Origin of the sequence: Streptomyces sp. NPDC017936, from assembly GCF_044328485.1 — a bacterium.
In the GTDB taxonomy this organism is placed as follows: Bacteria; Actinomycetota; Actinomycetes; order Streptomycetales; family Streptomycetaceae; genus Streptomyces.
This window is the reverse complement of the sequence record NZ_JBIRHK010000004.1, coordinates 442,757-465,326: the sequence shown is the minus strand read 5'-3', so window position 1 is coordinate 465,326 and position 22,570 is coordinate 442,757. Positions and strand designations below refer to the sequence as shown.

At 72.8% G+C, this 22,570-nt stretch carries 18 protein-coding genes and 3 pseudogenes; 8 read left to right on the top strand and 13 right to left on the bottom strand.

The window, feature by feature from the left end; genetic code table 11:
* Positions 1–83: 83 nt before the first annotated feature.
* Complete coding sequence (locus tag ACH4F6_RS11550) at positions 84–2,117, top strand: thioredoxin domain-containing protein (protein WP_397959790.1); 2,034 nt, start codon at positions 84–86, stop codon at positions 2,115–2,117.
* A 176-nt stretch (positions 2,118–2,293) separates the two neighbouring features.
* On the opposite strand, the gene ACH4F6_RS11545 is transcribed toward ACH4F6_RS11550, so the two are convergent.
* The 4 genes from ACH4F6_RS11545 to ACH4F6_RS11530 all read right to left on the bottom strand — a co-directional run bounded on the left by ACH4F6_RS11545 (position 2,294) and on the right by ACH4F6_RS11530 (position 6,116).
* Complete coding sequence (locus ACH4F6_RS11545) at positions 2,294–3,025, bottom strand: Mut7-C RNAse domain-containing protein (protein ID WP_397959789.1); 732 nt, start codon at positions 3,023–3,025, stop codon at positions 2,294–2,296.
* Between the two features lie 33 nt (positions 3,026–3,058).
* Entirely contained in the window at positions 3,059–3,697 is a 639-nt protein-coding gene (locus ACH4F6_RS11540) for a TetR/AcrR family transcriptional regulator (RefSeq protein ID WP_397959788.1), read from the bottom strand.
* Entirely contained in the window at positions 3,694–5,259 is a 1,566-nt protein-coding gene (locus tag ACH4F6_RS11535) for a DHA2 family efflux MFS transporter permease subunit (RefSeq protein ID WP_397959786.1), read from the bottom strand. The genes ACH4F6_RS11540 and ACH4F6_RS11535 overlap by 4 nt, the downstream gene beginning before the upstream one ends.
* 143 nt (positions 5,260–5,402) lie before the next feature.
* On the bottom strand, positions 5,403–6,116 hold the full coding sequence (locus tag ACH4F6_RS11530) for a hemolysin III family protein (protein WP_397959785.1): 714 nt from the start codon (positions 6,114–6,116) through the stop codon (positions 5,403–5,405).
* Positions 6,117–6,497: 381 nt separating this feature from the next.
* On the opposite strand from ACH4F6_RS11530, the gene ACH4F6_RS11525 reads away from it, so the two are divergent.
* Entirely contained in the window at positions 6,498–8,321 is a 1,824-nt protein-coding gene (locus tag ACH4F6_RS11525) for a phosphoenolpyruvate carboxykinase (GTP) (RefSeq protein WP_397959784.1), read from the top strand.
* Between the two features lie 204 nt (positions 8,322–8,525).
* Here ACH4F6_RS11525 and ACH4F6_RS11520 read toward each other — a convergent pair whose 3' ends face one another.
* From ACH4F6_RS11520 to ACH4F6_RS11495, 6 genes and pseudogenes are all read right to left on the bottom strand, one after another.
* Complete coding sequence (locus ACH4F6_RS11520) at positions 8,526–9,107, bottom strand: hypothetical protein (protein WP_397959847.1); 582 nt, start codon at positions 9,105–9,107, stop codon at positions 8,526–8,528.
* Positions 9,050–9,577 (bottom strand): annotated as a pseudogene (locus ACH4F6_RS11515) (hypothetical protein); the annotation flags it as partial. The pseudogene ACH4F6_RS11515 and the gene ACH4F6_RS11520, both read right to left, overlap by 58 nt.
* Positions 9,574–9,933, bottom strand: a pseudogene (locus ACH4F6_RS11510) (toxic anion resistance protein); the annotation flags it as partial. The pseudogenes ACH4F6_RS11515 and ACH4F6_RS11510, both read right to left, overlap by 4 nt.
* An 18-nt stretch (positions 9,934–9,951) precedes the next feature.
* Positions 9,952–11,025, bottom strand: a pseudogene (locus tag ACH4F6_RS11505) (hypothetical protein); the annotation flags it as partial.
* Positions 11,026–11,235: 210 nt separating this feature from the next.
* On the bottom strand, positions 11,236–11,661 hold the full coding sequence (locus ACH4F6_RS11500; RefSeq protein ID WP_397959783.1) for a hypothetical protein: 426 nt from the start codon (positions 11,659–11,661) through the stop codon (positions 11,236–11,238).
* Positions 11,662–11,771: 110 nt separating this feature from the next.
* Entirely contained in the window at positions 11,772–12,983 is a 1,212-nt protein-coding gene (locus ACH4F6_RS11495) for a pyridoxal phosphate-dependent aminotransferase (protein ID WP_397959782.1), read from the bottom strand.
* Between the two features lie 125 nt (positions 12,984–13,108).
* Between ACH4F6_RS11495 and ACH4F6_RS11490 the strand changes: the two genes are divergently transcribed.
* Positions 13,109–13,798, top strand: coding sequence for a hypothetical protein (locus tag ACH4F6_RS11490; protein WP_397959781.1), 690 nt, complete (start codon positions 13,109–13,111; stop codon positions 13,796–13,798).
* Positions 13,799–13,924: 126 nt separating this feature from the next.
* Positions 13,925–14,812, top strand: coding sequence for a serine protease (locus tag ACH4F6_RS11485; protein WP_397959780.1), 888 nt, complete (start codon positions 13,925–13,927; stop codon positions 14,810–14,812).
* 22 nt (positions 14,813–14,834) lie between these two features.
* On the opposite strand, the gene ACH4F6_RS11480 is transcribed toward ACH4F6_RS11485, so the two are convergent.
* Positions 14,835–16,460: an amidohydrolase family protein gene (locus ACH4F6_RS11480; RefSeq protein ID WP_397959779.1), complete on the bottom strand. Its 1,626-nt coding sequence runs from the start codon at positions 16,458–16,460 to the stop codon at positions 14,835–14,837.
* An 11-nt stretch (positions 16,461–16,471) separates the two neighbouring features.
* Positions 16,472–17,737, bottom strand: a complete 1,266-nt coding sequence (locus tag ACH4F6_RS11475; RefSeq protein WP_397959778.1) for an amino acid deaminase — start codon at positions 17,735–17,737, stop codon at positions 16,472–16,474.
* Positions 17,738–17,868: 131 nt separating this feature from the next.
* Between ACH4F6_RS11475 and ACH4F6_RS11470 the strand changes: the two genes are divergently transcribed.
* The 3 genes from ACH4F6_RS11470 to ACH4F6_RS11460 all read left to right on the top strand — a co-directional run bounded on the left by ACH4F6_RS11470 (position 17,869) and on the right by ACH4F6_RS11460 (position 19,270).
* Complete coding sequence (locus tag ACH4F6_RS11470; protein ID WP_397959777.1) at positions 17,869–18,078, top strand: hypothetical protein; 210 nt, start codon at positions 17,869–17,871, stop codon at positions 18,076–18,078.
* 27 nt (positions 18,079–18,105) lie between these two features.
* Entirely contained in the window at positions 18,106–18,510 is a 405-nt protein-coding gene (locus ACH4F6_RS11465) for a RidA family protein (protein WP_397959776.1), read from the top strand.
* Between the two features lie 136 nt (positions 18,511–18,646).
* Positions 18,647–19,270: a hypothetical protein gene (locus tag ACH4F6_RS11460; RefSeq protein ID WP_397959775.1), complete on the top strand. Its 624-nt coding sequence runs from the start codon at positions 18,647–18,649 to the stop codon at positions 19,268–19,270.
* Between the two features lie 51 nt (positions 19,271–19,321).
* Here ACH4F6_RS11460 and ACH4F6_RS11455 read toward each other — a convergent pair whose 3' ends face one another.
* A complete protein-coding gene (locus tag ACH4F6_RS11455) occupies positions 19,322–20,737 on the bottom strand; it encodes a M14 family metallopeptidase (RefSeq protein WP_397959774.1) in 1,416 nt (471 codons plus the stop codon).
* Between the two features lie 423 nt (positions 20,738–21,160).
* Here ACH4F6_RS11455 and ACH4F6_RS11450 point away from each other — a divergent pair, with 423 nt between their 5' ends.
* Positions 21,161–22,495 carry an Nramp family divalent metal transporter gene (locus tag ACH4F6_RS11450; RefSeq protein WP_397959773.1) on the top strand — a complete coding sequence of 445 codons (1,335 nt, stop codon included), beginning with the start codon at positions 21,161–21,163 and terminating at the stop codon, positions 22,493–22,495.
* The last annotated feature ends 75 nt before the right edge of the window (positions 22,496–22,570 follow it).

Below are 22,570 nucleotides of genomic sequence, written 5' to 3'. Positions count from 1 at the left end.
GCGGACGCGGCCCGGTCGCCGGGTGTGCCGGGCGGGAGCCGCCTGACGCGTGCCGGGAGGGGTACTGCGGCAGGATGGACCCCATGGCGAACCGACTGGCGCACGAGACCTCCCCCTACCTCCTCCAGCACGCCGACAACCCGGTCGACTGGTGGCCGTGGTCGGCGGAGGCGTTCGAGGAGGCGCGCAGGCGGGGGGTGCCGGTGCTGCTGAGCGTCGGCTACTCGAGCTGCCACTGGTGCCACGTCATGGCCCACGAGTCCTTCGAGGACCGGGCGACCGCCGACTACCTCAACGAGCACTTCCTGAGCGTCAAGGTGGACCGCGAGGAACGCCCCGACGTCGACGCCGTCTACATGGAGGCCGTGCAGGCCGCCACCGGTCAGGGCGGCTGGCCCATGACCGTGTTCCTCACGCCGGACGCCGAACCCTTCTACTTCGGCACGTACTTCCCGCCCGCCCCCCGCCACGGCATCCCGTCCTTCCGGCAGGTGCTGGAGGGCGTCCGGCAGGCCTGGACCGATCGGCGTGAGGAGGTCGCCGAGGTCGCCGGGAAGATCGTGCGGGACCTCGCGGGCCGGGAGTTCTCCTACGGCGACAGCGTGGTGCCGGGCGAGCAGGAGCTCGCGCAGGCGCTGCTCGGGCTGACCCGGGAGTACGACCCGCAGCGCGGCGGGTTCGGCGGGGCGCCGAAGTTCCCGCCGTCCATGGTGATCGAGTTCCTGCTGCGGCACCACGCCCGCACGGGCGCGGAGGGCGCGCTGCAGATGGCCCGGGACACCTGCGAGCGGATGGCCCGGGGCGGCCTCTACGACCAGCTCGGCGGCGGCTTCGCGCGCTACTCCGTGGACCGCGACTGGACGGTGCCGCACTTCGAGAAGATGCTGTACGACAACGCGCTGCTGTGCCGCGTGTACGCCCACCTGTGGCGGGCCACCGGCTCCGAGCTCGCCCGCCGGGTCGCGCTGGAGACCGCCGACTTCATGGTGCGCGAACTGCGCACCGCCGAGGGCGGGTTCGCCTCCGCGCTCGACGCCGACAGCGACGACGGCACCGGCCGGCACGTCGAGGGCGCGTACTACGTGTGGACGCCCGCGCAGCTCACCGAGGTCCTCGGCGCCGAGGACGCGGAAGTGGCGGCGCACTACTACGGCGTCACCCAGGAGGGCACCTTCGAGGAGGGCGCCTCCGTCCTGCAACTGCCGCAGGACGAGGGCGTGTTCGACGCGAAGCGGATCGCGTCGGTGAAGGAGCGCCTGCTGGCCGCCCGCGGGCGGCGCCCCGCGCCCGGCCGGGACGACAAGGTCGTCGCCGCGTGGAACGGGCTCGCCGTCGCCGCGCTCGCCGAGACCGGCGCGTACTTCGACCGTCCCGACCTGGTCGACGCGGCCGTCGCCGCCGCCGACCTGCTGGTCCGCGTCCACCTCGACGACCAGGCGCGGCTGGCCCGCACCAGCAAGGACGGGCGGACGGGGGCCAACGCGGGGGTGCTGGAGGACTACGCCGACGTGGCCGAGGGCTTCCTGGCGCTGGCCGCCGTGACGGGCGAGGGGGTGTGGCTGGAGTTCGCGGGCTTCCTGCTCGACCACGTCCTCACGCGGTTCACCGACCCCGGCTCCGGCGCGCTGTACGACACCGCCGCCGACGCCGAGCAGCTCATCCGCCGGCCCCAGGACCCCACCGACAACGCGACGCCCTCCGGGTGGTCGGCCGCCGCGGGCGCGCTGCTCGGTTACGCCGCCCACACCGGCTCGGAGCCGCATCGCGCGGCGGCGGAGCGGGCGCTGGGGGTGGTGCGGGCGCTCGGGCCGCGGGTGCCGCGGTTCATCGGGTGGGGGCTCGCCACGGCGGAGGCACTGCTGGACGGACCGCGCGAGGTGGCCGTCGTCGGACCGTCCACCGACGATCCCGGCACGCGCGAGCTGCACCGGACCGCGCTGCTGGGGACCGCGCCGGGGGCGGTGGTGGCCTGCGGCACGCCGGACAGCGAGGAGTTCCCGCTGCTCGCGGACCGGGTGCCGGCCCAGGGAGCGGCGACGGCGTACGTGTGCCGGCACTTCGTGTGCGACGCGCCGGTGACGGACGCGGAGGCCTTGCGGGCGAAGCTCACTCCGTGAGGTGGGCGGCCGGGGGGTCCGAAGGGGGCCGCGCGTCGCGGAACGCGGGACCGTGGTGACCCGTCGCGCTCACGCGGCGGGGCCGCACGGTGATGCGGCCCCGCGCCCCTGACGTGGGTGTTCTCGCCGGGTCCGGCGGTTCGGGCGACGTGTCGAGGACGTAGGGCGGGAACGGGCTAGCGGTCGCCCGCGAACTGCTCCAGGGCGCGCTCCACGATGGCCTCCAGCTGTTCGTGGTGCGCGCCCTTCCAGTAGGCCCGCCCGCACTCCCGGCACTGCGCGAACACGTCGTACGACCGCTGCGTGCCGTGCTCGAGCTGGTCGGCGACCTCGTCCTTGGAGGCCTCCCGCAGCAGCCCGTTGCAGGCGGTGCAGCGCGTCCACGGCCGCAGCTCGGGCGCGAACCGGTCGAGGACGTCACGCAGCTGGTCGTCGGGGCGGGTGCTGTAGACGAAGGCGCCGGCCCACAGCTCGCGCCGGCGCAGCAGACCCCGGTCGCGGCTGAGCATGACCCGCTTCTCGGCGGCCGAGCGGGCGGCGAGCGCCGGGTCGCCGATGTCGGTCGACTCGTAGGCGGTGTCCACGCCGAGCAGCCGCAGCCGGCGGGCGAGAGTGCCGAGGTGGACGTCGAGCAGGAAGCGCAGCGGGGCGCCGGGCACCCGCTGCGGGCGGACGACCGGACGGACCGCGACCCGCTCGCCGTCCGACGGGATGTGGGAGACCGGGACCTCGTGGCCGTCGACCACGAGGGCGCCGACCTCCGTCAGCGGGACCCCGAGGGACTCGATGACATGGCCGAGGGTGGAGACTCCGTCGACGGAGAGCGGGTGGGCGCCGGCCCGCCGGGCGTGCGGTACGAACACCGCCAGTCCCGGGGCGACTTCGACGTGGATCTCGGGTGCGTTCACCTGGTCAGGATGGCACGGTGCGCCGGGCCGGGCTCAGGGGTTTTCCCGGGGCAGGCCGTGCTGCAGGACGTGCAGGGCGCGGTCGAGGAGGGCGATGAAGTCGTCCTGGTGGCCGTGCTCGGCCCAGTACATCGAGGTCTCCATCAGGCCGCCGATCATCGACATCGTGTACGCGCGCACCTCCAGGCCGTCCGGGTCGAGACCGGTGCGCTCGGCGACGGCGGTGGCGAACATCCGGCCGGTGACCGACATGCTCTCCATCATCCGCGAGCGCACCGCGGGCACCTGCACCAGCAGGTGGGTGCGCATCCGGGCGACCTCCATGTCCTCCTCCACGCCGGCGCGGGCGGCGTCCAGCATCACGAAGCGGATGGTGTCCGTCCACGGCTCGTCCGTCGGACGGGCCCGCAGTTTCTCCAGGATGACCGGGTCGTACTCGTCCGTGAGGACGATGTCCTCCTTGGTCGGGAAGTAGCGGAAGACCGTCGACGGCGACACCTCGGCCCGCTCGGCGATCTGGTCGATCGTCGTGGCGTCGTACCCCTGTTCCCTGACCAGCGCGTAGGTCGCGGTGCGGATCGCCTCGCGGGTCTTGATCTTCTTGCGTTCCCGCAGGCCCAGGCGGGGGCGGTCGGAGGGGGACGAGGTGCGTGCGGCCGTCATGGTGTTCATTGTCGGGCATCCGTCATCGCGTCGGCCATGACGGTGCCGGCGGTCGCCGTGCGGCGCTCGGCGGGCGAACCGGGCAGGAACGCCGCCGCCAGCAGGGCCGCGACCAGGGCGGCGACGCCGCACACCAGCAGGGCGAGGGTCATGCCGTGCACGTAGGCGGCGTCCGCGGAGGCCACCAGGTGCGCGGCTCCGGTCTCCTGGGCGACCAGGTGCGCGGCGACGACCGAGTCCCCGGCGGTGTCGGCGGCCCCGGCGGGCAGGCCGGTGACGTCCAGGCGGTCGCGGAAGGCGCCCGCGAGGACGCTGCCGAGCAGGGCGATGCCGATCGCGGCGCCGACCTGGCGCAGCGTCATCAGCAGACCGGAGCCGCTGCCGGCGCGGTCGGCGGGCAGGGCGCCGAGGGCGCCGTCCATCGCGGGGACGATCGAGAAGCCGAAGCCGATGCCGGTGATCGACAGCCACAGAGCGGTGAAGCCGTAGCCGGAGTCGGCCGTCGTACGGGTGCCGAGCAGCGCGGCGAAGGCCAGCACCATCAGGCCGGCGCTCACCACGGCGCGCGGGCCGAACCGCGCGACGATCGGCTGGGCGGCCCGGGAGGCGACCAGCAGACCGCCCATCAGCGGCAGCAGCCGCACCCCGGTGCCGAAGGCGTCGTGGCCGAGGACGGCCTGGAGGTACGGGGGCAGCACGAACATCAGGCCGGACAGGACGAACATCACCAGGGTCGCGGCGAGCGTGTTGAACAGGAAGCCGCGGTCGGCGAGCAACGACATGTCGAGCATGGGCCGTTCGACCCGCCGTTCGCGCAGGACCAGGGCGCCGATCAGGGCCACGGCCGCACCGAGCCCGCCCAGGACGAGCGGGTCGGCCCAGCCGCGCTCGGGCGCCTCGATGATCGCGTAGATGAGCGCGCCGAGCCCCGTGGCGGTGAGCGCGGTGGACAGGGCGTCGACCTCGGGGGAGGCGGGGTCGCGGGTCTCGGGGAGCAGGAGGACGCAGGCGGCGATGCCGATCGCGGCCATCGGCACGTTGACCAGGAAGACCGAGCCCCACCAGAAGTGGTCCAGCAGCCAGCCGCCGATGACCGGGCCGAGCGGCAGTCCGAGCGCCGAGGCGGCGGAGATGACGCCGATGGCCTTGGTGCGCTCGTCGGGACCGAAGAGCGAGGGCAGCACGGAGAGGGCGAGCGGGGTGACGAGCGCGCCGCCGACGCCCATGAAAGCGCGGGCCGCGACGACCCAGTTCACGTCGCCGGCGAGCGCGCCCAGCAGTGAGCCGGCGAGGAAGATCCCGAGCCCGGCGATCAGCATCCGGCGCCGCCCGAACCGGTCGCCGAGGAGTCCGGCGGGAAGCATCAGCGCCGCGAAGACGACGACGTACGCGTCCGCCATCCACTGCTGCTCGCCGGTCGTGGCGCCCAGGTCCCGCGCCATCGTCGGCAGCGCGACGTTGAGGATCGTCATGTCGAAACCGAGCGTGAGCATGCTCGCGACCAGGGCCCCGAGGGCCCACCAGCGGCGGGGGTCGCGCCCCACCTCGGAAACGTTCGTGACAGCTGACATGAAATGAGAGTACCTCTCAAAATCGAGTCTCTGTCAATAGAGTTCCGCTCTCGTCGGGTCGGGGTGCCGCGGCGGGCTGCCCCGGGCACGAAAAAAGGCCACGGCTCGGAAGCCGTGGCCGGGAAGGCGGTGGGGGAGCGGCGTCACGCGTGCTGGTACGCCACCAGGGAGATGCCCACGTAGTGGACGACGAACGCGGCCAGCGTGAGGGAGTGGAAGACCTCGTGGAAGCCGAACCAGCGCGGTGAGGGGTTGGGCCGCTTGATGCCGTAGATCACGCCGCCCGCGCTGTAGAGGAGCCCGCCGACGACCACCAGGACGAGGACGGCGATGCCGCCGGTGCGCAGGAAGTCCGGGAGGAAGAAGACCGCCGCCCAGCCCATGGCGATGTAACAGGGGGTGTAGAGCCAGCGCGGGGCGCCGACCCAGAAGACGCGGAAGGCGATGCCGGCCGCCGCCGCCGCCCAGACGCTCCACAGCAGCCATCGGCCCTTGGCGTCCGGCAGGAGCAGCAGGGTGAGCGGGGTGTAGGTGCCCGCGATGATCAGGAAGATGTTCGCGTGGTCGAGGCGGCGCAGGACGCCGTCCATGCGCGGCGACCAGTCGCCCCGGTGGTACAGCGCGCTCACGCCGAACAGCAGGCACGCGGTCAGGGCGTAGATGCCGCAGGCGAGACGGCCGCGGGGGGAGTCGGCGAGCGCGGTGAGCACGAGGCCCGCGATGAGGGCGGCCGGGAACATGCCGAGGTGCAACCAGCCGCGGAGCTTGGGCTTGACCGGATGCGGCAGGGAGAGCGCGACGGGACCGTGGCCACCGGCCGGCAGGTCCTCGGGCGCGTCGGGGGCGGACGCAGTCATACGCCGCATGGTACCTACGTGACCGTAAGTCACGGATCAGTGCGGCTGGACGAGGGCCGAAGAGTGGCCATCATCTCACGGCCGCCCGGTGGGGGTTCGGGGCCGTCCGGCGTGGGGCTCACGGCCGCCCGGCGAGGGACTCGGGGGCCGTCCGGCGTGGGGCCCGCCGTCGTCCGGCGTGTGGGCCGGGCGCTCCAGGGGTACACGTGGCGAGCCTCACCCTGCTCATCTGTGACGCCCTCTGGACAGATGCGCCGGAGCGTCGGATGATCAAATGAGTGCGGTCGGCACCGGATGAGCGCTCAGCAGCTCGCTGCGAAGCATCCGGGTCGCGGCCCCCACGGGGCAGACAAGGACAAAAACCCTCACCTAGGAGCGATCGTGGCGCGCGACATCGCGGCTCCCCCCGTCATCCCCACCCAGCACCAGGAACTGATCTCGTGGGTCAACGAGATCGCCGAACTGACCCAGCCGGACAACGTGGTCTGGTGTGACGGATCCGAAGCCGAGTACCAGCGGCTCTGCGAGGAACTGGTCGAGAAGGGCACCTTCCGGAAGCTCGACCCGATCAAGCGCCCGAACTCCTACTACGCGGCCTCCGACCCGACCGATGTCGCCCGGGTCGAGGACCGCACGTTCATCTGCTCCGAGGAGGAGCAGGACGCGGGCCCGACCAACCACTGGAAGGCCCCCGCGGAGATGCGGGAGATCTTCCAGGGCGAGAAGGGCCTCTTCCGCGGCTCCATGCGCGGCCGGACCATGTACGTCGTGCCCTTCTGCATGGGCCCGCTCGGCTCCCCGCTCTCCGCGATCGGCGTCGAGATCACCGACTCCGCCTACGTCGCGGTCTCCATGCGCACCATGACGCGGATGGGGCAGCCGGTCCTGGACGAGCTCGGCTCCGAGGGCTTCTTCGTGAAGGCCGTGCACACCCTCGGCGCCCCGCTGGAGCCCGGCGAGCAGGACGTCCCCTGGCCCTGCAACCGGACCAAGTACATCTCGCACTTCCCCGAGGCGCGCGAGATCTGGTCCTACGGCTCCGGCTACGGCGGCAACGCCCTGCTCGGCAAGAAGTGCTACGCCCTGCGCATCGCCTCCGTCATGGCCCGCGACGAGGGCTGGCTCGCCGAGCACATGCTGATCCTCAAGCTGACCCCGCCGCAGGGCGAGTCCAAGTACGTCGCCGCCGCCTTCCCGAGCGCCTGCGGAAAGACGAACCTCGCCATGCTGGAGCCGACGATCTCCGGCTGGACCGTCGAGACGATCGGCGACGACATCGCCTGGATGCGCTTCGGCGAGGACGGCCGCCTGTACGCGATCAACCCCGAGGCCGGCTTCTTCGGCGTCGCGCCCGGCACCGGCGAGCACACCAACGCCAACGCGATGAAGACCCTCTGGGGCAACTCCGTCTTCACCAACGTGGCGCTCACGGACGACAACGACGTGTGGTGGGAGGGCATGACGGAGGAGACCCCGGCCCACCTCACCGACTGGAAGGGCAACGACTGGACCCCCGGGTCCGGTACGCCCGCCGCCCACCCCAACGCCCGCTTCACCACCCCCGCCGCGCAGTGCCCGATCATCGCGCCCGAGTGGGAGGACCCCAGGGGCGTGCCGATCTCGGCGATCCTCTTCGGCGGCCGCCGCGCCACCGCCGTCCCGCTCGTGACGGAGTCCTTCGACTGGAACCACGGCGTGTTCCTCGGCGCCAACGTGGCCTCCGAGAAGACCGCCGCCGCCGAGGGCAAGGTCGGCGAGCTGCGCCGCGACCCGTTCGCCATGCTGCCGTTCTGCGGCTACAACATGGGCGACTACATGGGCCACTGGATCGACGTCGCCAAGGACAAGGACCAGTCCAAGCTGCCGAAGATCTACTACGTCAACTGGTTCCGCAAGGACGACGAGGGCAAGTTCGTCTGGCCCGGCTTCGGTGAGAACAGCCGCGTCCTGAAGTGGATCGTGGAGCGCCTCGAGGGCAAGGCCGAGGGCGTCGAGACCCCGATCGGCGTCCTGCCGACCAAGGAGTCCCTGGACACCGACGGCCTGCACCTGGCCGACAAGGACCTCGACTTCCTGCTCACCGTCGACAAGGAGGTGTGGCGCGAGGAGGCCGCCCTGGTCCCCGAGCACCTCGACACCTTCGGCGACCACACTCCCAAGGAGCTGTGGGACGAGTACCGCGCACTGGTGCAGCGCCTGGGCTGACCACCCCCCCAAGACGCCGCGGCCGGCTCCGATCGTGCCCTGACCAGCAACATCGTCACGGTCGGCCGCGGTGAGCACCACGGACCGGCGAGGTTCCGCACAACGGCGTGCGGAACTGTGGGCCCGTCGTCACGCACCGTCCGCCCCGACGGAACGCGCGACGGCGGGCCTTCGCCCGTCCCCGGCACGCGGTGACCCGCCGGGTCACACCGTCCCGCCCCGCTCCTCCAGGTACCGGGTGTGGGATTCCTGGCGGCGGGCCTCCGCCTCGCGCAGACCCGCCGCCAGACGCTCGGCGTCCTCCGTCAGCAGGCCGAGCTGCCGCTCCAGGTGCAGTTCGGGAGACTCGGAGCCGGGGGCCATCCGCGTCCACCACCGCGTCCGTACGAAACCGTCGACGGTCTCGGGAAGATCGCGCCGCACGATCCGGGAGAGCACGTGCACGCCCTCCGGGTCGTGCGTGAGCAGCTCGGCCGCCCAGCCCCGGTCGAGCAACGCTGCCAGCAGGTCGGTGAGTCCACGCAGCCGGGTGGCGGCCGCGGCCGACAGCTCGACGTCCGTCAGATAGCCGCGCAGCTTCTCGAAGTCGTCCCGCACCTCGTCGAGCTGCGCCGACGGATCCGGGAAGTCGGGGAGCGCGGGCCGCTCCGGCGGGGCGATCAGCGCGCCCGCGCCGTAGAGCCCGGCGACCACGACCGGCCGGTGCGCGCCCGCCACCCCCGCGAAGGTCAGGACCAGGCCGACCAGCCCGCACGCGCTCCCGGCGATGTTCTTGCGGGACTCCAGGTACCCGACGAACCTAGCTGGGCGTCGAAGAGACGGCCGCCGGTCAGCTCCGCGATGTGCTCCAGTTCCGCGCGGTCGGAGTCGCCGAAGAGGATCGGGAAGACAGGGATGTCCCGCCGGTCGCCGGTGAGCCCCCGGTAGAAGGCGTCGAAGTCCTCCGCGTCGGCGCCCGTGGTGTTCTCGCCGTCCGTCATCAGCACGATCGACGTGAACGTGTCCCGGTCGGCGCCGAGATGGCCGTAGGCCTTCTCCAGCGAGGTGTAGATCGCGGTGTCGCCGTCGGCCTCCAAGCGCTCGGTGTCGCGGCGGATCGCGGCGAGGCCCTCCTCCGGGCCGGCGGGGGAGACCACATGGGTGAGCACGCTCTTCACCTCGGACCCGAACGGCATCAGGGTGACCTCCTCGCGGTCGCGGAAGTCGCCGGTGAGGCCGGTGAGGGCGTCCTTCAGCCGACTGAGGCGGTCGCCCTCCAGTCGAGGTCCTCCACCACGCGCCGCAGTTCGACGAGCGAGCCGGCGACCTGCGACCGGGCGTCCCCGCCCTTGCCGGGCAGGCTGCGGACGGTGCGCTCCAGCATGCGGTTGGACTGGGCGGTCGCCGTGCGCATCTCGCCCGCGCCGAGCGCGGTGATCTCGCCGACCTCGCCGGCGAACTCGGGCGAGCGGGCGTCCAGGGCGGCCAGGCCCTCGACGTACGCGGCGGCCTTGGCTGCCATGTCCGTGCGGACGCCGTCGTCGACCGGGACGAGCCCGCCGGCCTTCTCCCGCGGCACGGGCGCGACGGCCTCCGGCGGGGTGAGGGTGAAGTCGTTCTCGGTGGTGCTCACGTGGTGTTCCCCCCCTCGTCCGCGCGCCCGTCGCGCCAGCTCGTGCAGCACCGCGGAGGTGGGCACGGGCGCCTGGCGGACGCCGGTCAGTTGCTGCTTCAGGTACGCGGTGCGGCTCGCGGCGGCGGCCGCGAGCTCGGCGGGGTCGCCCTGCGGACGGAAGCCGTGGCGGACGGCCAGCCGGCGCAGCTGCGGGTCGCCGCTGAGCAGTTCGGCGAGGCCCCGGCCGTTCTCGGTGAGCGGGACGGCGGTGTGGTCGCTGTTGACCGTGGTGTCCGGGGAGAGGACCACCAGGTCGTCCGGGTTCGGCTGCTCGTCGAGGAGGGCGGCGACCTGCGACTCGTAGACGAGGACGAGCGGGTTGCCGGCGCCGCTGACGAAGTCCCGGAAGGCCGCGTCCGTGCTCGACTGCTGGGCGCCCTGCACGCCGACCAGCTTGCGCAGCAGGGGCGCTGCGCGCTCGACCTCGGCGTCACCGGCGACGACCTTGCCGCCATTGGCGACACAGGAGGCCGCCGCCAGGTACAGGGCGCCGGAGTCGGAGGTCTCCGGGTCGGTGCTGGAGATGTACGGGGTGCCGGTCAGCTCCCCGTACTCGTCCGCGCCCTTGAGCTGCTGCCAGGTCCGGTCGTGCCCGGCCGCGTCGAGACAGGCGGCCATCCTGAGGGTGCCGCGGTTCTTCTCGTCGAGCGTGGCGAGCCCGTTCCCGGCGAGCACCCCGGCGGTCCCGCGGTGGGCCACGACGACGAGGGGCGAGCAGAAGGGACGCGGGAGGGTCCCGCGGACCTCGTACTTCCCGGCGAGTGCGGCGGCGGGCGCCTGGCTGGAAGGGAAGGCGAGGTCGTACCCCTTGAGGTCCAGCCCCTCCATGGCCCACGACCCGGAGGTCTCCGCCTTGACGGTGTAGCCCTTGGCGGCGAGGGCCTTCACCACGTCCGGATCCGCGAAGAACTCCGCCCTCTCCGATCCGATCACCATGCGCACGGTCTTCGTTGCCGTGGCCTTGTCCTCGTTGCTGCGGCCCGCCACGACGGCGGCCACCACGCCACCGATCAGCAGCACCGCGAGGACGACTCCTGCGATACGTCCCACGCCGGGGAGCGTGCTCGCGGAATCCAACGTTCCCTGTCGACCGGGGTGAACGGTGGGTGTCGTACCGGTCCCGGTACGACACGGGGGCCGAGCAACGCCCCGGGGTGGAACGGCGGACGCCGACCGAAGCCGGCGCGGTGCCGTGGCGCCCGGTCCGCGCGTCGCTGCGGGTGCACGTGGACCGGGGCCGTTCGGGGGACCCGCGGAGGGTCAGCCGGCGGTGGTCAGTTCCTGTTCCGTCGGCGCGGCGGCGTGCGCGTCCATGCGCTCGGCCGCCAGGATCGCCGCCGCCGTGTCCGCGCGGGACGCGGCGACGACGAGGGCACGGCCCGCGAGGGTGTGCGCCCGTGCGTGGAGGGCCGCCACCGGCGGCCGCGACCGGTCGGCGGTCGGGTTCGTACGGACCGGCGTCCGTCCTCCCCGCAGCCGGGTCACCTGCTGCGCGAGCCGTTCGGCCGCGGTGTCCAGGTCGCCGGACGGCGCCTGTGCGCGCAGCTCGTCGGTGACGGCCAGCAGCGCCCCGAGATGTCCCGCGAGCTGGATGTCCAGCTCCTCCTCGCGGGACCGGTGGGGGAAGTCGGAGGTGGTGCCGGCCATCGTGCTGTGGACCGACTTGGTGCGGATCGGTTCGTACATGAAGATGGCCTCCCGTGCTCTGACAGGAAACCATCCTAGCTTGGATTTCGTCTAAAGTTGAGTCGATCGCAAAAACAGACCCGTCCGATCACCAGGGGTGAGGGCTGCGGTCAGGGCTGGCCGTAGCCGTCGAGGAAGCGGGCGATCCGGCCCATCGCGTCCCGCAGGTCCGTCACCGTCGGCAGGGTCACCACGCGGAAGTGGTCCGGCTCCGGCCAGTTGAAGCCCGTGCCGTGGACCACCATGATCTTCTCCCGCCGCAGCAGGTCCAGGACCATCCGCCGGTCGTCCTTGATCTTGAACACGGCCGGGTCCAGCCGCGGGAAGAGGTACAGCGCGCCCTTCGGCCGCACACAGGTCACACCCGGGATCCGCGTCAGCAGTTCGTACGCCGTGTCCATCTGCTCCTTGAGCCGCCCGCCCGGCAGCACCAGGTCGTTGATGCTCTGGCGGCCGCTCAGCGCGGCCACGACCCCGTGCTGGCCCGGCATGTTCGCGCACAGGCGCATGTTCGCCAGGATCGTCAGGCCCTCGATGTAGGAGTCGGCGTGGGCGCGGGGCCCGGAGATGGACATCCAGCCGACCCGGTAGCCGGCCACCCGGTACGCCTTGGACATGCCGTTGAAGGTGAGGGTCAGCAGGTCGGGGGCGACCTTCGCGGTCGGGGTGTGCGTGGCGCCGTCGTAGAGGATCTTGTCGTAGATCTCGTCCGAGCAGACCAGCAGGTTGTGCCGCCGGGCGATGTCGGTCAGGCCCTTGAGCACCTCCTCGTCGTACACCGCGCCCGTGGGGTTGTTCGGGTTGATGATGACGATCGCCTTGGTGCGGTCGGTGACCTTGCGCTCGATGTCCGCGAGGTCCGGCGTCCAGTCCGCCTGCTCGTCGCACCGGTAGTGGACGGCCGTGCCGCCGGAGAGGGAGACGGCCGCCGTCCACAGCGGGTAGTCGGGGGCCGGTACGAGGACCTCGTCCCCGTCGTCCAGCAGGCCCTGCATCGCCATCACGATCAGCTCGGAGACGCCGTTGCCGATGAAGACGTGCTCGACGTCCGTCTCTATGCCCAGGGTCTGGTTGTGCATGACGACCGCCCGGCGCGCGGCCAGCAGGCCCTTGGCGTCGCCGTAGCCGTGGGCCGTGGAGACGTTGCGGAGGATGTCCTCCAGGATCTCCGGCGGGCAGTCGAAGCCGAACGCCGCCGGATTCCCGGTGTTCAGCTTGAGGATGCGGTGCCCTGCTGCTTCCAGGCGCATCGCCTCCTCGAGAACCGGGCCCCGGATCTCGTAACAGACGTTGGCGAGCTTGGTCGACTGGATCACCTGCATGCCTGGGAGCTTACGGCTCGGTAACGCTTCCCGGGGGGTGTTTTCCGCCACGTGAGACGAGCGGTTTGGGTGGGTATCGCCCGCCGCTGTCCCAGGCGTCCCACCGGTATCTACAATGCGCGGCCATGTCCAGGCCAGGTGAAAGCGGAATCCCCCAGATGCGGCCGAACGTGTACCTCCCGAGCGGGACGGACGCGCCGGCGTACGACGCGTACGCCGATCCGGCCGCCGCCCACGGCTGGCAGAACGCGTACGACGAGACGGCCGAACTGCCGAGCATCGGCCCGTCGGGCGCTCTCCCCGCGGCCGGCCGCGACGGTGCGGCGGGCGGCCGTGCGGACCGGCGGCGCGCGGCCCGCCGGGCCGGGGGACGGCGCTCGCGGCGGGTGGCGGTCGCCGCCGGGGCGGTGGGCGTCGTGTCCGCGGCCGCGGTGGTCGCCGGGCTGGGCTTTCCCGCGGGATCCGACGCCGGACGGCAGGAGCGGCAGGCGGGGACGCGGTCGGCGACGGACGACCCCGCCGGCCCCGCGGAGCCGGCGTCCGGGGCCTCCCCCTCCGGCTCGGCGGGCATGCCCGGCGCCGGTGCCTCCGGCGGGACGGCTCCCGGTCCCCGTGCCACCGCGCCGTCCTCGGCCGCGCCCGAGGCGTCCGAGGCGCCCGAGGCGTCCGGGACCTCCGAGGCGCCCGCGGCCGCGTCCTCGGCCGGAGCCGCCACGAGCTCCGCGCCCACCTCCTCGCCGTCGGCGTCGGCGACGTCCACGGAGTGGACGAAGGGCAGGGGCCGCGGGCACGGGGAGCCCAAGGGGTCCCGGTAGGCCGGACCCTCCCGCGGCCGAAAAGCACTGCTTGTCCTCTCCCCTCCGTGCACTAACAATGCGCATGACAAATCAGCGGGCGGCCGGAAGATCTCCGGTCGCCTCGTCGTCAGAGGGGACCCCCACATGAGCAAGCCTCTCGTCGCCGCGCTCTTCGCCCTGGCCATCGCCGGGGCCGGTGCGGCGCCCGCGGTCGCGGCGCCCGCGACCGCCACCCCGGCGGACACCGCGCGGACCGCCGCGGCCCCGGCGGACACCAAGGCCGCGTCGCCCACCCTCCAGGCCGTGACCCTCGCCGGGACCGTGGCGCTGAGCAACTGTTCCGGCTCCGTCGTGCGCTTCCCGAACTCGCTCGACACCGATCCGGCGCTCGTGCTCACCAACGGCCACTGCCTGGAGACCGGCTTCCCGGAGCCCGGCGAGGTGATCGTCAACCAGGCGTCCAGCCGCACCTTCGGCCTGCTCAACTCCGCCGGCACGCGGGTCGCGACGCTGCGGGCGAGCAAGATCGCCTACTCCACGATGACCGACACGGACGCGACGATCTACCAGCTCACCTCCACGTACGCGACCATCCGCAGCTCCTACGGCATCAGCGCGCTCACCGTGCAGGACACGCACCCCACCGCCGGCACCGCGATCACCGTCGCCTCCGGCTACTGGAAGCGGCTCTACAGCTGCGCCATCGACGGGTTCGTGTACCGGCTGAAGGAGGGCGACTGGACCTGGAAGGACTCGGTCCGCTACACCTCCGCCTGCCAGACCATCGGCGGCACCTCCGGCTCGCCCGTCGTCGACCAGGCCACCGGCAAGGTCGTCGCCGTCAACAACACGGGCAACGAGGACGGCGGGTCCTGCACCGAGAACAACCCCTGCGAGGTCGACGCGAGCGGCAAGGTGACCGTCCGCGAGGGCATCAACTACGCCCAGGAGACCTACCAGTTCCCGGCCTGCTTCACGACCCGCAACCAGCTGAACCTCAGCGCGAGCGGCTGCACCCTGCCCAAGCCGTAGGGGCACGCGCGGGGGCGTTCCGTCACACGGGACTGCGACGGACCGCCCGCCCCGCCAGCACGTCCGTGCGCCGGCCGTCCTCGATCACGAAACGGCCGTCGACGAGGACGTACGGGATGCCGGCCGGCGGCGTGCGCGGGGCGTCGTACGTCGACCCCGCCGCCACCGTCCGGGGATCGAAGAGCACCAGGTCCGCGCGGTACCCCTCGCGGACCAGCCCGCGATCCGGCAGGCGCAGCCGGGCCGCCGGGCGCCCCGTGAGGTGGGCGACGCACTCCTCCAGCGACAGCACCCCCAGGTCCCGCACGTAGTGGCCCAGGTAGTGCGGGAAGGTGCCGTACGCGCGCGGGTGCGGCCTCGCGCCCTGGAGGATGCCGTCCGAGCCGCCGGTGTGCACGCGGTGGCGCATGACGGCCCGCACGTTCTCCTCGTGGCCGACGTGCTGGAGGACCGTCGGGCCGAGGCGGTCCGCCAGGAGCAGGGCGCGGGCCGTCGCCCAGGGGGTCTCGCCGCGCGCCCGGGCCGACTCCAGGACCGTACGGCCGACGTGGTCCGCCAGGGCCGGGTCGCCCACGCCCGAGACCTCGATCGTGTCCCACTCCACCGGCACGCCGTGGCAGCCGTCGGCGCCGGTCACCTCCAGGTCGTGACGGATGCGTTCGGCCGTGTCGTCGTCGGCGAGGCGGCGCAGGAGCTCCTGCGGGCCCCCCTCGCTCGCCCAGCCCGGCAGCAGGGCGGCGAGGGTGGTGCTGCCCGGGGTGTAGGGGTAGGTGTCGAACGTGATGTCGGCGCCCCGGGCGAGCGCGTCGTCCAGCAGGGCCAGCAGCTCGGGGGCGCGGCCCCGGTTCACGCCGAAGTTCAGGGTGGCGTGCGCGAGGTGGAGGGCGCAGCCCGCCTCCCGGGTCAGCTCCACCATCTCCGCGTAGGCCCGCAGGGCATGGGCGCCGTAGGAGCGGTGGTGGGGGCAGTAGTAGCCGCCGTAGCGCGCCACCACCCGGCACAGTTCGGTCAGTTCGGCGTTCCCGGCGTACATCCCGGGCGGGTAGGTCAGACCGGACGACAGGCCGACCGCGCCCTGCTCCAGGCCCTCGGCGACCGACTGCCGCATCCGGTCCAGCTCCCGCGGGGTGGCCGGGCGGTCCTCCCACCCGACGGCGAGGGCGCGGACCGTGCCCTGCGGGATCAGGTAGGCCGCGTTCACGGCGATGCCCCGGCCGTCGAAGCCGTGGTCGAGCCGGTCCAGGTACTCGCCCACCGACCGCCAGGTGAAGTCGACGTCGTCGCCGGGCCCGTTCCAGCCGGCGATCGCCCGGCGCACCCCGTCGAGCGTGCGGTCGTCGACCGGGGCGTACGACAGGCCGTCCTGGCCCAGCACCTCGAGCGTGACGCCCTGCGCGGCCTTCGCGACGTGGTCGGGGTCGCGCAGCAGGGCGAGATCGCTGTGGGCGTGCATGTCGATGAAGCCGGGGGACAGGACCAGCCCCTCGGCGTCCAGCTCCCGCACGGCCTTCGGCCGCTGGCAGCCGGCCGCCGCGGCCTCCTTGACGACGGACGTGATCCGGCCGCGGTCGACCACCACGTCCGCGCGGTACGACGGCTCCCCGGAGCCGTCCACGACGTCCGCGTCCCGGATGACGAGCTGGTCCACGCCGGACCCCCCTAGAAGAACGTGCGGATGTAGTCGACGACCGTGCCGTCCGCCTCGACCAGCGGGATCAGCGGCCACTTGTCGAAGGACGTGCACGGGTGCGACAGGCCCAGCCCGACCCAGTCGCCCACCTCCAGGTCCGCCTCGCCGGTGGTGCGCAGCCAGGCGTGCTGGTCGGACAGGGCGGTGACGGAGACGCCGGTGGCGGGGCGCTCCGCGCCGTCGCGGCGGATCGTTCGGGCGGAGGGCAGGTCGAGGTCGTGGGCCGCGTCGCGCTTGCCCGCGTTGACGAAGGCCTGCTCGGGGGTGGGCCGGGAGACCACCTGGGTCCACAGCCGGAACGCCGGTTCCAGGGCGCCCTCCTCGGGGACCCGGTTGAACGGGGTCAGCCTGCGGTAGTGGCCGTCGTCGTGCGAGACGTACGCGCCCGAGCGCAGCAGCTTCAGGACCGGCCGGGAGAGGTCGGGGATCCCGGCGAACACGTCGGCGACCGCGTCGAACCAGGCGCTGCCGCCCGCGCTGACCACGATCTCGTCCACGTCCGCGAACCGCCCGGCCTCGTCGAGGTCCACGGCGAGGGCGACCAGCCGCCGCAGCCAGGCGTGCACCCGCTCCGGCGTGGCCCGCGGCACCTCGCCCTCGTACCCCGCGACCCCCACCAGCCGCAGGGTCGGCGCCGCGGCCACCGCGTCCGCGACCGCCGCGCACTCCGCCTCCGTACGGACCCCGGTGCGGGCGCCCTCGCCGGCGGCCAGTTCCACGACGACGTCCAGCGGGCGCGACGCCCCGCGCAGGGCCGCGTCCATCAGCTCCGCACCGCGCACGGAGTCGACGTAGCAGACGAAGCGGAAGGCCGGGTCGGCGGCGAGCTCGGCGACCACCCAGCGCAGGGCCGCCGGGTCCACCAGCTCGTTGGCGAGGAACACCCGTTCGATCCCGAACGCCCGCGCCACCCGCACCTGGTGCGGCACGGCGAGCGTGACGCCCCACGCGCCGTGCTCGATCTGGCGCCGGAAGAGCTGCGGGGCCATGGACGTCTTGCCGTGCGGCGCGAAGGCCAGACCGTGGCGGGCCGCGTACGTCTCCATGAGCCGCAGGTTGTGCTCCAGGCGCTCGGCGGACAGGGCGAGGACGGGCGTGGTGAAGCCGCCGGTGAAGAGATTGCGGCGCTGGGCGGCCAGCTCGCCGACCGTCAGGCCGTCGGCGTCCGGCGGGAGGCCCTTGAAACGGTGGTCGACACGTTCCCCGGCAAGGCGGGCGAGGGCTTCGCTGCTCATGCAGAGCCTCCTGATCAGGCGCGTTGCATTGCCTGCGACACTTGTTGCACATGCCGCTGGCCGCTGTCTAACATCCCGGCCACGCGGGGTCAACGAGGCCGCCGCCACCCCACCGAGGAGCCACGACGATCGTGACCGCCGTCGGCTCCCGCGACGCCCCCGACGCCGACGGCACCCTCGTGCGCGCCCCGCACGCCGACGTCGCCGACGAGGCGTGGGGGAGACGGCGCCCTCGTCGGCCCCGCGCTGCCGGTGTCCGCGCCGAACTCCGCACCCTCCTCCCGCGCACGCGCCGCACGGCCGACGACGTCGGCGGCGAGCGCTCCGGCAGGATCCAGTGAAGAACGACACCGCATGAAGGGCACCCCATGACCGACAAGATCGCGCTCACCCCGAAGACCCACACCGTCCCCCCGGCGAAGTTCTCGCACGGCGTGCGGAAGGGCAACATCCTCCAGGTCGCCGGCCAGGTCGGCTTCCTCCCCGCCGTGGAGGGCGAGCCCCCCACGCCCGCCGGCCCCACCCTGCGCGAGCAGACCCTCCAGACCCTCGCCAACGTCCGGTCGGTCCTGCAGGAGGGCGGGGCGCGCTGGGAGGACGTGGTGATGATCCGCGTCTACCTGACGGACGTGGACCACTTCGCGGAGATGAACGAGATCTACAACGAGTACTTCGCGGACCTCACCGAGGTCCCCGCCGCCCGCACCACCGTCTACGTCGGCCTGCCCGCCGGCCTGCTCATCGAGATCGACGCGCTCGCCGTCCTGGACTGACGGCCCCTCAACCCGCGGGCCGCAGCGGCCCGGAAAGGCGTTCGTCCCCGGCGCGGACGCCGGAGTCCTCCGCGTCCCGATAACGAAACAGGGGCTGGCTGTGTCCGGCACAGGATCTTCGACCATACTTCGCGCTGTGGAGCAGCAGCGGATAGGTTCGAGCAGCAAGCCCCTGGAGGGCGCCGGATTCGACCCGGCCTTCATCCCCGGGCTCACGTCGCCCGTGACCGCGGAGCCCGAGGACGAGGCGCCGGCCGAGGAGGCCGGGGCCGGCGGCGTCCGGGACGAGGCCGTCGAGGACGCGGGCGTGGACGGCGGGGCCGCGGCGGCCGGGACGGAGGAGACCCCCTCCGAGGAGCCGGACGAGTCCTCCGACGGTCCCGTCTTCGAGGCCGCCGACCGCCGGGCGCGGATCGTCGCCGACGCCCGGGGCGTCCGCCTCCGCCTCGACGAGGAGGAGTGCGAGTTCCGCTGGGACGAGATCGGCGCGGTGGAGACCGAGGTGCCCCGCTTCGGCAAGCGGCTCACCATCACGGTCCACACCCCTGACCGCCGCTGGTACCCGATCGAGATCGAGGCGACGGCCAGGTCGCGCTTCAAGGAGTGGGACGAGCAACTGGACGCGGTCCTCGACGCCTACTTCGAAGACGGGGACGAAGCCGACACCGACGCCGAGGACGCGGCGGACGTCAGGGCCGGAACCGACGCCGACACCGAAGCCGAGACCAAGGCCGAGGACGACGCCAAGGACGCCGGCTGAGGCGCGCGGGGCCGCGACGGTGACCCCCCGCGGCTGTGCCGCGGGGCGCGCCTAGCCGCAGTACTGGGCCTGCTTCCCGATGGACCGGTACATGCAGTCCGCGTTCTCCAGCAGTTGCAGCACGGCGTCCCGGTTCCGCGCGGTCTCCCGCTCGATCACCTCGTCGGGCGGGTAGAAACCGCCCCCGCTCGCGGAGCCGGGGTACATCTCGAAGGTGTACGAGAAGATCTTGTGCGTGCCCCAGAGGTAGTCGTCGATCGACCCGTCCGTGATGTACAGGTCGCTCGCCTGCTCCGGGGTGTAGCCGTTGCTGGCGGCCATCGACCGGCCCACCGTCGCGAAGGCGTTGCGGTCGTCCGCCGTCATCCCGGTGGTGGTGTCGGCGGTGGTGTACCCGAAGGGCCACAGCACCAGCTGGCTGTACGTGTGGAAGTCGATGCCGGCCTTGATCTGCTGGACGCCGCCGACGACCCGGCCGCGCACGAAGTCCGCGACCACCTTCACCTCGGGCGCCGACTCGGCCGCCGCTCCCCGGTAGGTCTCGGAGGACGTCGAGCCCGAGGAGCCGCCGCAGCAGCCCCAGCGGTAGGCCCAGTTGCGGTTGAGGTCCGTGCCGACGGACGACGAACCGGAGTTGGGCTGGCGGTTCTTGCGCCACGAGCGGTAGGAGCCGGTGGCGATGTCGTACTCGCCGCCGTCGGGGTTGAGGTCCGGGACGATCCAGATCTCCCGGCTGTTCACCATGCCGGTGATGCGGGAGTCGGTGCCGTAGCCGGCGCCCAGCTCGCGGATCAGGTACAGGGCCATCTCCACGGTCAGGTGCTCACGGGCGTGCTGGTGGTGGGTGAACAGCACCTCCGGCTCGGCCTCGTCCGTGCCGACGTTGTCACTGATCTTGACGGCGACGATGTCCCTGCCCTGGTAGGACTTCCCGATCACCCGCTTGCTGATGATGTTCGGGTGGGCCGCGATCCGCTGGTCGATCTCCGCGGTCATCTCGGCGTAGTTGTGGTACCGCGAGTCGGCGGACGGGAAGTCGTACAGCCGCACCTCGCCCTCGGCGGTGCGGTCCGGGGCGGCGCCCAGCGGCGCGACCTCGTAGCCCTGCGCGCGCAGCTTCTCGATCTGGGCCGCGCGGCCGGAGACGACGACGGTCTCGTCGTCGGCCTCGTCGACGCTCACCCCGGCGGCGGCGATCGCGGTGCGCGTCCGGGGCGTGCTGTGGGGGACGTGGATCTCGTACTGCCGGATGTCGTCGGCTGCGGGGGCCGCCTTCGGGGCGCTGCCCGCCGCCGCGTTCGTGGCCGTCGCCGAGAGGGGCGCCGCGAGGGCGAGGGCCATCAGGGCGGCGAGGGCGGCGGCCCGTCCGCGGCCGCGGGGGCCGCCGTCGGAGCCCCTCGTGCCGCCGGCGCCTGAGCCGCCTGTGCGCGCGGTGCGCGCTCCTGAGCCGCGTGTACGGAGTCGCATGAACTCTCCTCGGTTCTCCGGGAGTCCGGGATCACCGGACGTGTGGGGGAGTGGAGCGGGGGTGCTGCTTCGTGCGACGTACGGGATGCTGTGCGCTTGCTGTGCGGCGTGCGGGGTACCGCTCATCGTCGATGCCTGACATGGTCAGGTCAAGAGAGAACAAACCGCCGGATGGCCGGATCCATGCCGGAACGGCCGCCCGCGGGGGAGTGCCGCCCGTCCCGCCCCCGCCGGGCGGGGGCGTGCCGCCTACGTCCCGCCCCCGTCCGGCGTCCCGCCTACGTCCCGCCCCCGCCGGGCGTCCTGCCCACGTCCCGCCCCCGTCCGGCACACCGGACGCGTCCGGCCGGCGCATGAGCGCATCGGGTGGAGACGGCGCACGCCCTCTTGCGGGTCCGGCCCCGTCGGGTTTTCTTGAACCTCATGGCGGACACCACGGGAAACCCCACGGACACCGAGGCACCATCCGGCCGCGACGACGACCACCGTGCCCCCCGCACGTCCGGTTGGCGCCACATCGGCCCCGGCATCGTGGTCGCCGCGACCGGCGTGGGCGCCGGCGACCTGGTCGCCACCCTCATCGCGGGCAGCAACTTCGGCTACACGCTGCTGTGGGCGGCGATCCTCGGCTGCCTGGTGAAGATCTCCCTCGCGGAGGCGGCCGGCCGCTGGCACCTGTCCACCGGCCGCACCCTGTTCGACGGCTGGGCGAGCCTGGGCCGCTGGACGACGTCCTTCTTCGCCGTCTACGCCGTCGTCTGGGGCTTCGTCTACGGCGCGGCGGCGATGTCGTCGAGCGCGCTGCCGCTCCAGGCGCTGTTCCCCGGCGTGATGGACCTCGAGTGGTGGGGCGTCGCCTGCGGACTGGCGGGCCTGGTGTTCGTCTGGTTCAACAAGTACGCGGTCTTCGAGAAGGTCATGACGGTCCTGGTGGGCGTCATGTTCGTGGTGACCGTGTACCTGGCGGTCCGGGTCACCCCGAACCTCCCCGACGCCCTCGCCGGCCTGCTGCCCGTCCTCCCCGACGAGAAGGACTCGGTCCTCAACACCCTCGGTCTGATCGGCGGCGTCGGCGGCACCATCACCCTCGCGGCCTACGGGTACTGGGTGAACGCCAAGGGCTGGACCGGCACCGGCTGGATGAAGGTGATGCGCCTGGACAACCGCGTCGCCTACGCCACCACCGGCGTCTTCGTCATCGCGATGCTCTTCGTCGGCGCGGAGCTGCTGCACTCGGCGAACGTGGCCATCGCCGGCGGCGACAAGGGCCTGATCCAGCTCGGCGACATCCTGGAGGAGGAGTACGGCTCGGCGACCGCCACGTTCTTCCTCATCGGCTTCTTCGCCACCTCCTACACCTCCCTGATCGGTGTCTGGCACGGCGTGAGCCTGATGTTCGCCGACTTCGTCGCCCGCTCCCGCGGCGGTGAGCGGACGACCGGCGCGGAGGTCGCCTCCGGCGAGCGCGAGCGTTCCTGGCCGTTCCGCGCCTACCTGCTGTGGCTGACCTTCCCGCCGATCGTCCTGCTCTTCCAGGGCCAGCCCTTCCGCCTGATCATCCTCTACGGCGTGCTGGGCGCGGCCTTCCTGCCCTTCCTCGCGGTCACCCTGATCTGGCTCCTCAACTCCGCGCGCACGCCGCGGGAGTGGCGCAACGGGTGGGTGAGCAACGTGATGCTCGCGGCGGCCGGGCTGCTGTTCCTGGTGCTGTGCGTGAAGCAGATCTGGGACCAGCCGTGGTCGGATTTCTTCGGCTGACGGCTGACGGCTGACGGCTGACGGCTGACGGCTGACGGCTGACGGCTGACGGCTGACCGGCGAGCCCGGCACGGC

Excerpts from the sequence above, each read along its gene's own strand:
- ACH4F6_RS11485 (WP_397959780.1), top strand. The coding sequence starts at position 13,925 with ATGAGCAAGCCTCTCGTCGCCGCGCTCTTCGCCCTGGCCATCGCCGGG.
- ACH4F6_RS11500 (WP_397959783.1), bottom strand. The coding sequence starts at position 11,661 with ATGTACGAACCGATCCGCACCAAGTCGGTCCACAGCACGATGGCCGGC.
- ACH4F6_RS11495 (WP_397959782.1), bottom strand. The coding sequence starts at position 12,983 with ATGCAGGTGATCCAGTCGACCAAGCTCGCCAACGTCTGTTACGAGATC.
- ACH4F6_RS11450 (WP_397959773.1), top strand. The coding sequence starts at position 21,161 with ATGGCGGACACCACGGGAAACCCCACGGACACCGAGGCACCATCCGGC.
- ACH4F6_RS11530 (WP_397959785.1), bottom strand. The coding sequence starts at position 6,116 with ATGACTGCGTCCGCCCCCGACGCGCCCGAGGACCTGCCGGCCGGTGGC.
- ACH4F6_RS11540 (WP_397959788.1), bottom strand. The coding sequence starts at position 3,697 with ATGAACACCATGACGGCCGCACGCACCTCGTCCCCCTCCGACCGCCCC.
- ACH4F6_RS11490 (WP_397959781.1), top strand. The coding sequence starts at position 13,109 with ATGTCCAGGCCAGGTGAAAGCGGAATCCCCCAGATGCGGCCGAACGTG.
- ACH4F6_RS11550 (WP_397959790.1), top strand. The coding sequence starts at position 84 with ATGGCGAACCGACTGGCGCACGAGACCTCCCCCTACCTCCTCCAGCAC.
- ACH4F6_RS11465 (WP_397959776.1), top strand. The coding sequence starts at position 18,106 with ATGACCGACAAGATCGCGCTCACCCCGAAGACCCACACCGTCCCCCCG.
- ACH4F6_RS11535 (WP_397959786.1), bottom strand. The coding sequence starts at position 5,259 with ATGTCAGCTGTCACGAACGTTTCCGAGGTGGGGCGCGACCCCCGCCGC.
- ACH4F6_RS11455 (WP_397959774.1), bottom strand. The coding sequence starts at position 20,737 with ATGCGACTCCGTACACGCGGCTCAGGAGCGCGCACCGCGCGCACAGGC.
- ACH4F6_RS11475 (WP_397959778.1), bottom strand. The coding sequence starts at position 17,737 with ATGAGCAGCGAAGCCCTCGCCCGCCTTGCCGGGGAACGTGTCGACCAC.